Raw genomic sequence first — 8,486 nt, forward strand, 5'->3', positions numbered from 1 at the left:
ATTGATAATCTTTGGGTAGGTAAATTTTATGGAGAAACCGGATTGGGGCTTTACAATCGGGCTTATATGCTAATGAGCATGCCGGTGAACGTTATTAGAGGTCATATCAATACCGTAATGTACCCGGTTATTGTGAATAAATCGCTGACAAAGCAGGAGATTAAAACCGAAATGATCCATTTTATCAAGCTAATAAGTGCAGTTCTCAGCTTTCCGGCGATTGTGTTTATTCTTTTTCCAAACAGGCTTTCAGTATTTCTTTGGGGCGAAAACTGGAATGGCGTAGGTGAATATTTAGGAATTTTGAGTATAGCGCTATTGCTGTTGGGATTTACTCAGCTTAGTAATAGTTTGTACGTTATTCTCAGAAAAGAAAAGGTTTGGCTTATAAATGGTATAATATCCGGGATTGTAGTCATGGCATTAATTTCAGTAGGAGTGATGTTCTCTATTAATGCCATGATTTACGGTTATCTTGCGGCATTATTGTTTGTTAGCCTGCCATTAACGTTTTATCTGGGCTATTACCGGTCATTTTCATTTTCACTCCGGGAGATAGTGAGTGTTGCAGGTTATAATTATGTAGGTGCTATTACATTTTTTATACTTAAACTAATGGCATTAGATGCCCTTTTAATTTATCCGGCCGTATTTGTCGCAGGTGTTTCTTTGTTGCGGGTGATCGGGTATGTTAAATTTCTTAATGCAGAAAAGAATATTGTGAATGAGTAAAAGGAGTATTGTTGCAATAGACCGACAGGCGCAGTTAAAAGTTGAAGGTGCAATTTATGAAGTAAGCTGCGCCATAGACGGGTGTCCATGCGGTATGCCTGAGCATGGATGTGGAAGAGGCTTCTTTTCATTATTTATACAAGCAATTTACGGAATTGAATTTGCCGGACGGCATCAGATGCCCTACCGTATCAATTTCGGTAACAGTAGCTATCCGTACTCTGATTATGAGAAAATGGGCGATAATAATTTTTGGAACTACTATTTTCAGCAACCTATTCCAGCTAGTGGTGAGGGTGTAACGCTTAGTAATAAGTTTAATGAGGTTTATCCACTCAGAATATGGAGCCGGACCTTTTTCAGGAATATTTACGGTAGTGTGATCCAAAGGTTAAAATATCAGCCAGAGGTTAAGGCTATTTTAGACGATACAAAAAAGCGTTTTGAAGGATGTCATGTGCTGGGGGTACACTTTCGTGGCACCGATCACCCTGGAGAGATTCCTCCGGTAGGCCTGGAAAAATATCTGGCTGAGGTAGACAAAAGGATTAAGCACGTAGACAAGCTTTTTTTGGCCACAGATGAGCAGTATATCGTTGATCTTTTCAGTGACAAATATGGTGATAAGCTAATTATTAATGAGGTGGTTCGATCTCTGAACCGTGAAGCAGTACACGCTAACTTGCAAATAAGTGACAGATATCAATTGGGGCTGGATGCTTTAGTGGATTGCTACTCGTTATCGCTCTGTACATCGGCTATACTCACCCATTCTAACCTTTCTTATGCAGCACTGTTCTTCAATCCGGAGTTAAAGTATAGGCTGATGGAGCGTTGGCAACCCAAGGTTAAACGGTTCAAAACCCTTATCTTATATTATCTTGATAAATGGGGTGTTAGAAAATGGTAAAGATGGATCTGATAGAAATATTGCCTGAACCGGAAGCATCCGTTCGTTGTGTTAACTGTCAATCTCAGACGGTTGATATTCATGGGTATTTATTTGAGGGGATCCATGTGCTTTTAGATTGCACTTGCACAGGCTGTAACACCACTTTTTATAAAACCTTGCCTATCTCGCACGATGCCTTGTTTCCGGTAGCTTTTTCTAAAGACGGACTCAAGAGTAATTACAGTAAGCGGGCTGAGGTATGGCTGGCTAAGCCTTTAATACATGCTATTACTCAAAACCTTACTATACGACCTGCTATTGAAATAAAGCAACGAAAAAAATCCAAAGAAGCTATTCTGCTGAATTGCCTGGATGACTGCTTTGGTCATGTGTATGCCAAGCTTTGGAATGCGCAGCTTCTCCTGGAGAAGTATCCGGAAAAATCTATTATAGCTCTAATCCCCAAAAAAATGGAATGGCTGATTCCGGAAGGAGTAGCAGAGGTATGGCTGGTTGATGCAAGATTTAAGGAGATGGAGAAATATATTGCCAATCTGGACGATCTGATGAAGAAGGAAATGACCAGGTTTTCTCGTTTTTATGTGGCGGTAGCTCCGGTGTTTTTGGATACTGATAAGATAGATGACTATAAATTCCTGAAGATTGAGAAGTTTGATCTGAGACGATTTAATGATGTGAAACCTCAGGTAACCTTTGTGCTACGGGAAGATCGCTTTTGGCATGCTAGCCGGGCTGAAGAGTTTTTGAACCGTGTTCTCATCAAATTCAAATGGCAGCGATATTTTCGTAAGTTGTTGGTTTGGAGGCAGAATCAATTGGTGAAACAAACAATACGAAGGATTAAGGCCTATAATCCTGAGATCAGTGTTTTTATAACCGGGTTGGGTAGTAATGGTACTTTCGGTCAACTGGCAATGGACCGAAGAACAGATAATATTTCATTAACCGTTGAAAGAGAGTGGTGCGAGATCTATGCGCAGAGCCATGTTGTGGTTGGCGTACATGGATCTAATATGTTAATCCCTACTTCCCTGGCGGCAGGGTTCATAGAGATACTTCCTGAGTATAAAATACCGCATATGGGTGAAGATACAGTGATGAGATACTCAGGCAGGTATGCAATGCTTTTGGGTAGACATGTGGATGCTTTCATACGCCCTGCTTTGCTAGCACAGCATGTTTTACATATGCTCAATTTTGGAGAGATATACGAAGAAATAGAGGGTAATTCTTAGCTTTTGTAGGTTTGTTTGTACATGTTCGTAATGCCTTCAGTCAACCGAATTTTTGCATGATACCCTAATGACTCAATTCTGGAAATGTCCATGATCTTCCGTGGTGTGCCGTCTGGCTTTGTATGGTCAAACTTTATTTCACCGTCGTACCCTACAATTTTCTTTATTAATAGTGCCAGTTCATAGATGGATATTTCTTTTCCGGTACCCGCATTAATAAATCCGCTTTCCGAATAATTGATCATGAGGAAAACACATGCCCTTGCCAAGTCATCTACATGCATAAATTCACGCATGGGGCTTCCTGTGCCCCATAGCTCTACCATAGGTGCTCCGGAAAGTTTGGCTTCATGGAACCTCCGCATTAAGGCGGCCAGCACATGGGAGTTGTTCAAATCAAAATTATCATTAGGGCCATAAAGGTTAGGTGGCATCACAGAAATGAAATCGCAGCCATACTGAGCTCTGTAAGCATCACACATTTTTATTCCGGCAATTTTTGCAATAGCATAAGGCTCATTGGTAGGTTCTAATGCACCAGTTAGCAGAAACTCCTCTTTCAGCGGTTGAGGTGCATGTTTGGGATAGACACAAGAAGAACCGAGGAAGAGTAGCTTTTTGACCCCACTCTTATAACTTTGGTGTATTACATTGGTCTGAATAGCCAGATTGTCGTATATAAAATCTGCCTTGTAGGTGTCATTAGCCAATATTCCTCCCACTTTGGCTGCGGCCAGAAAAACATAGTCCGGACGTTCGGTTATAAAAAAGTCATGTACAGCACTCTGATTGCGAAGATCCAGTTCAGAAGATGATCGTTTGATGATAGAGGTAAAGCCCTCCACCTCCAGCCTTCTCACAATGGCTGAACCCACCATGCCGGTATGCCCGGCCACATATATTTTGTCTTGCTTGTTCAATGTATATCCGGTGGCATTGTGGTTTTAAGGTCACTCTCCAGCATTTCCTTTATAAGGTCATCCAATAAATATTCCGGTTGCCACTTCAATTGCTCTCGGGCTTTACGAGCATCGCCCAAAAGTTCATCAACCTCGGCCGGCCGGAAATAATCTGGATCAATCTTGATTACCACCTGACCTTGTTCAAATTTGTAATTGTTATTATTTGCCTTTCGTACGATGCCAATTTCATTAATCCCTGTTCCGGAGAATTCAATTTCCACCCCCAGCAGGGCAAAAGTTTTTATCACAAATTCTCTGACAGTTGTAGTAATCCCCGTTGCTATCACATAATCATCAGGTTTCTCCTGTTGCATGATGAGCCACAGCGCCCTTATATAGTCTTTTGCATGCCCCCAGTCCCGCTTCGCTTCCAGGTTGCCGAGGTAAAGCGTTTCAGGGTGGCCCATGGCCATTTTACTCACGGCTTTTGTTATTTTTCTTGTCACAAAGGTTTCTCCACGTTGAGGAGATTCATGATTGAACATAATGCCATTAGCGGCAAAAATATCATATGCCTCTCTGTAATTAATGGTTGTCCAGTAAGCGAAAAGCTTGGCTACTCCATAGGGTGAGCGTGGGTAAAAACAAGTGTCTTCATTTTGAGGTACTTCCTGCACTTTTCCATAAAGCTCTGAAGTAGAGGCCTGACAAAATCGTGTCTTTTTTTGCAAACCTAATAGCTTAATGGCTTCAAGTATTCTCAAGGCTCCAAGGCCATTGACATTGGCAGTATACTCAGGTATTTCAAAACTTACCTTTACATGCGACATCGCGCCTAAATTATAGATCTCGTCAGGCTGTATCTTTTGAATCAGGGAAGTGATACTCATAGAGTCAGTCATATCACCATAATGCAAAATAAGGTTCCTGTTAGGTTCATGTGGATCCTGGTAAAGGTGGTCAATGCGTTCTGTATTCAGCAATGAACTCCGCCTTTTAATGCCATGCACCTCATAGCCCTTGTTAAGAAGAAACTCACTAAGGTAGGAGCCATCCTGACCCGTTATGCCTGTTATTAAAGCTTTTTTCATTTAGGGATCTTGTATTAACAGGTAAATTTAAAAAATTGGTGTCCCATACTTACTATTTTTGTTCTTTATGCATACACCACTCGTTTCCATCATCTGCTTATGCTATAACCAGCAACGGTTTGTTAAAGAAGCAATTCTTTCTGCTTTCGAGCAAACATATGAAAACATAGAGTTAATAGTGGTAGATGATGCCAGTGTTGATAATAGCCGCCAAATCATCAATCAAATGGTGGAGAAGCATCCGGAAATAAAGTATTTCCCTTTGCCCGAAAATCTTGGGCACTGTGCGGCTTTTAACGAGGGGCTTGAAAAGGCCGGTGGTGAATATATTATCGACCTTGCCGCTGATGATATTTTATACCCGGAAAGGGTAGAGGAGGGGGTTAAGGCATTTCAAAGTGGAGGTAATACCTGCGGCGTTAATTTCAGTAATGCAGAGCGTGTGGATGAATCCGGAAGGCATATCAGTTTTCACTATCCGATTGATGAACTTGGTAACTCAGTTGTGCCTGTTCCCGAAGGTGATGTCTTTGAGGAAGTGATCAGGCGCTATTTTATATGCTCACCTACGGTTATGTTCAGGAAGGATATCATAGATGCAATGGGCGGTTACGATGCATCGCTGGCCTATGAGGATTTTGACTTGTGGGTCAGGACGTCCCGGAACTACAATTATGTTTATACGGATAAGGTGTTGATGAAGAAACGTGTGGTGTCTGGGTCGGCCGGACAAAAGCAATTTAAAGTGAGAAGTGCTTATTTACACTCAACCTTTAAGGTATGTGAAAAGATCAGTAAAATGATCCGGAATAATAGTGAAAAGAAAGCGTTGAAAAAACGGATAAAGTACGAGATCACCTTGTCCCTCAGGTTACTCAGTTTTGAAGTAGCCCTTAAATATCTCAGGCTGCTGAAATCCCTGAAATAGTTTATCTTCTGTTGTCATCACCTTCCAGAATGCTTATGTAGCTGATATACCGGCTTTCTGCAATCTCTCCGGTATCTACAGCATCTTTGATAGCGCATTTCGGTTCATGGGTATGCGTGCAATTATGAAACTTGCACTCTGAACGGAGCTCCCTCATTTCAGGGAAATAGTCAGATAATTCCTCTGGACTGATATCAATTATGCCAAGCTCTTTGATGCCTGGTGTATCAATAATAAAAGTGTTGTTATCCAGCTTAAACATCTCCGCAAAAGTTGTAGTGTGCACACCTTTTTGTGCGAAGTCAGATACAGAACTGGTTTTTTGATCAATGTGAGGGGCTATTTTGTTCAGTATGGTAGATTTTCCCACGCCACTATGTCCTGACAAAAGGCTCTTTTTGTTGTGCAGTAGCTTTTTGAATTCGTCCAGTCCGGTGTTTTCGGTAGCAGATATTTTTAAACATCTGATGCCTATTTTTTCATAGATACTTATGATTTGCTCCAGCGCATCGTTTTGCTCTTTTTCAAGCAGGTCAATTTTGTTAAATACCAGTAGTTGAGGAATACGGAATGATTCTGCAGTAGCCAGGAAGCGATCAATAAAACCCAGCGATGTACGGGGATAGACCAGTGTGGCAATGAGTATGGCCTGGTCAATATTGGAAGCTATGATATGACCCTGACTTTGGAGTTTTACTGATTTTCTGATGATGTAATTCTCTCGGGGCTTGATCTCGTCTATTATTCCCTGCTCAGGGGCTTCCTCATCTATCGAAAAATTAACGTAATCGCCAACGGCAATAGGGTTGGTGGTTTTGAAACCTTTCAGTCTCAGTTTCCCCCTGGTGCGGCAGGTATAGGTTACACCTTCTTCTCCGAGTACATCATACCAGGAGCCTGTGGATTTCATCACCAGCCCTTTCATGGCTTAAGAATGGTTTTGCAGTAATCAATTATTTTTCTGGTTGCACCAGTATTATCTTTTACATAACCGGTGTTGATCTGGCTTCCGATATTGTAGGTGGTTTCATCCGAGAAAGCCCTGAATTGGTTCCTTAAATCATCGTATCCGGAAAGGGCAACAGCACCACCCAGATTGGTCAGGTCTCGTGCTTCCCTGAATTTAGTGTAATTCTTATTTCCGAAGAATACCGGCAAGCCAAAAGTGGCTGGCTCTAAAATGTTGTGCAGGCCTTGCCCATAAGCCCCGCCGACATAAGCATAGTTACCATAAGCATAGAGGCTGGATAGCATGCCAATGTTATCAATCACCAGTACATCGAATTCGGACGGATCCCGGAAGTCTTTAAGCTCAGAGTAGCGAACGACTTTTTTGATCAGGTCCCTTTCGATTCTTTCAATAAACTTTTCTTCTATTTCATGCGGAGCGATGATATACTTGAGGTCGGTGTCATTAATAAAAGGAATGAGCACGTCAAGGTCTTCCGGCCAACAGCTCCCAATGACCATTAGCTTTCTTCCATTCTTAAAGCTGGCCACCTCAGGAAGCTCCTTTTTGTTTTTACAAATGGTCATTACCCGGTCAAAACGGGTGTCGCCGCTTATAGAAGCATTGGTAATATCTATGGATTCCAGGAGTTTTAAAGATTGCACATCCTGAACAAAGAAGTAGGTGAAATTTTTGAGTATGCACCTATTGAAGTTTCCGTACTTTTTAAAGAACAGTTGGTTTTCCCTGAAAATTGAAGAAGTAGATAAAAGGGGAATATTTCTCGCGCGGAGCTCTTTAGCGTAATGATGCCAGAATTCATACTTGACAAAAAAGACAATTTCAGGATTTACTAAATCCAGAAATTTTTTGGCGTGCTTCTTTGAGTCGACAGGCAAATAAAAAATGTAATCTGCACCTATATAGTTCTTTCTTACTTCATAACCGGAAGGAGAGAAAAAGGTCAGGAATATTTTGTGATCAGGATACTCTTGTTTGAAAGCGTCTATCAAAGGTCTGCCTTGCTCAAATTCGCCCAGCGAAGCGCAGTGAAACCAGGCTACAGGGGCATCTGATCCTGCTACTGCTTTTTTAATCCTTTGGAAAAGGTTTTTACGTCCTTCCACAAAAAGGCGCGCTTTTTTATTGAACAGAGCCGCAATGCGGATAAAGACATTATAGAAAAACAGAGAAATATTGTAGATGAATCCGCCCATATATATAATGGTACAAAATTAAAAACCCTCTGCAATACAGAGGGTTTTTTTCTCTATTTATTTTGTAGAGGGATTAATTCTTAGAAAGGTACTGGGCAACACCGTCTCTTGTAGCTGACATAGCTTCTTTACCTTCTTCCCAGTTTGCAGGGCAAACCTCACCATGCTGCTGTACGTGGTGCCATGCATCAACAATTCTTAACATTTCATCGATGTTTCTTCCCAAAGGAAGGTCATTGATAGTCTCGTGTCTTACAACACCATCTTTATCGATGAAGAAAGTTCCTCTGTATGATACAGGAGCGCCTTCAAATACAAGGTCTCCCTCTTCATTGTAGCTCCAGTCTCCGGCAAGTACACCATAGTTGCTGGCAACAGTTTTTGAGCTGTCAGCTACCAATGGGTAAGTTACACCTTCGATACCACCGTTATCTTTGGCTGTAGTCAACCAAGCCAGGTGAGTTTCTTCAGTATCGCAAGAGCAACCTACAACCTGTACACCTCTTTTCTCAAACTCAG

The 8,486-nt window shown here is 41.6% G+C and carries 9 protein-coding genes; 4 read left to right on the forward strand and 5 right to left on the reverse strand.

Annotated elements, in window-relative coordinates; all coding sequences use genetic code 11:
- From E1163_RS05065 to E1163_RS05075, 3 genes are all read left to right on the forward strand, one after another.
- On the forward strand, positions 1-732 hold a 732-nt coding region (locus E1163_RS05065; protein ID WP_155170157.1), incomplete at its 5' end, for an oligosaccharide flippase family protein.
- Positions 725-1,642 carry an O-fucosyltransferase family protein gene (locus E1163_RS05070; protein WP_155170159.1) on the forward strand — a complete coding sequence of 306 codons (918 nt, stop codon included), beginning with the start codon at positions 725-727 and terminating at the stop codon, positions 1,640-1,642. The genes E1163_RS05065 and E1163_RS05070, both read left to right, overlap by 8 nt.
- A 2-nt stretch (positions 1,643-1,644) precedes the next feature.
- Positions 1,645-2,880, forward strand: coding sequence for a hypothetical protein (locus tag E1163_RS05075; RefSeq protein WP_155170161.1), 1,236 nt, complete (start codon positions 1,645-1,647; stop codon positions 2,878-2,880).
- Here the strand turns inward: E1163_RS05075 and E1163_RS05080 are convergent.
- Together E1163_RS05080 and gmd are read right to left on the reverse strand one after the other, a co-directional pair.
- Positions 2,877-3,800 carry a GDP-L-fucose synthase family protein gene (locus E1163_RS05080; RefSeq protein ID WP_155170163.1) on the reverse strand — a complete coding sequence of 308 codons (924 nt, stop codon included), beginning with the start codon at positions 3,798-3,800 and terminating at the stop codon, positions 2,877-2,879. The genes E1163_RS05075 and E1163_RS05080 overlap by 4 nt on opposite strands.
- Positions 3,797-4,873, reverse strand: coding sequence for a GDP-mannose 4,6-dehydratase (gene gmd / locus E1163_RS05085; RefSeq protein WP_155170165.1), 1,077 nt, complete (start codon positions 4,871-4,873; stop codon positions 3,797-3,799). Before gmd ends, E1163_RS05080 begins: the two co-directional genes overlap by 4 nt.
- Positions 4,874-4,940: 67 nt before the next feature.
- Between gmd and E1163_RS05090 the strand changes: the two genes are divergently transcribed.
- The gene (locus tag E1163_RS05090; protein ID WP_155170167.1) at positions 4,941-5,801 is read left to right on the forward strand and encodes a glycosyltransferase family 2 protein; all 861 of its coding nucleotides are present in this window, start codon (positions 4,941-4,943) and stop codon (positions 5,799-5,801) included.
- 1 nt (position 5,802) lies between these two features.
- Here the strand turns inward: E1163_RS05090 and rsgA are convergent, their stop codons facing one another.
- The 3 genes from rsgA to E1163_RS05105 form a co-directional block, all read right to left on the reverse strand.
- Positions 5,803-6,726: a ribosome small subunit-dependent GTPase A gene (gene rsgA, locus E1163_RS05095; RefSeq protein ID WP_155170168.1), complete on the reverse strand. Its 924-nt coding sequence runs from the start codon at positions 6,724-6,726 to the stop codon at positions 5,803-5,805.
- Complete coding sequence (locus E1163_RS05100; RefSeq protein WP_155170170.1) at positions 6,723-7,967, reverse strand: 3-deoxy-D-manno-octulosonic acid transferase; 1,245 nt, start codon at positions 7,965-7,967, stop codon at positions 6,723-6,725. Before E1163_RS05100 ends, rsgA begins: the two co-directional genes overlap by 4 nt.
- Before the next feature lie 73 nt (positions 7,968-8,040).
- A partial coding sequence (locus tag E1163_RS05105) for a peroxiredoxin (RefSeq protein ID WP_155170172.1) occupies positions 8,041-8,486 on the reverse strand: 446 nt, incomplete at its 5' end.

Origin of the sequence: Fulvivirga kasyanovii, assembly GCF_009711405.1 — a bacterium.
Lineage (GTDB): Bacteria > Bacteroidota > Bacteroidia > Cytophagales > Cyclobacteriaceae > Fulvivirga > Fulvivirga kasyanovii.

Bases quoted from the DNA above. Each gene is read 5' to 3' on its own strand.
- E1163_RS05070 (WP_155170159.1), top strand. From the start codon at position 725: ATGAGTAAAAGGAGTATTGTTGCAATAGACCGACAGGCGCAGTTAAAA.
- E1163_RS05075 (WP_155170161.1), top strand. From the start codon at position 1,645: ATGGATCTGATAGAAATATTGCCTGAACCGGAAGCATCCGTTCGTTGT.
- gmd (WP_155170165.1), bottom strand. From the start codon at position 4,873: ATGAAAAAAGCTTTAATAACAGGCATAACGGGTCAGGATGGCTCCTAC.
- E1163_RS05090 (WP_155170167.1), top strand. From the start codon at position 4,941: ATGCATACACCACTCGTTTCCATCATCTGCTTATGCTATAACCAGCAA.
- rsgA (WP_155170168.1), bottom strand. From the start codon at position 6,726: ATGAAAGGGCTGGTGATGAAATCCACAGGCTCCTGGTATGATGTACTC.
- E1163_RS05100 (WP_155170170.1), bottom strand. From the start codon at position 7,967: ATGGGCGGATTCATCTACAATATTTCTCTGTTTTTCTATAATGTCTTT.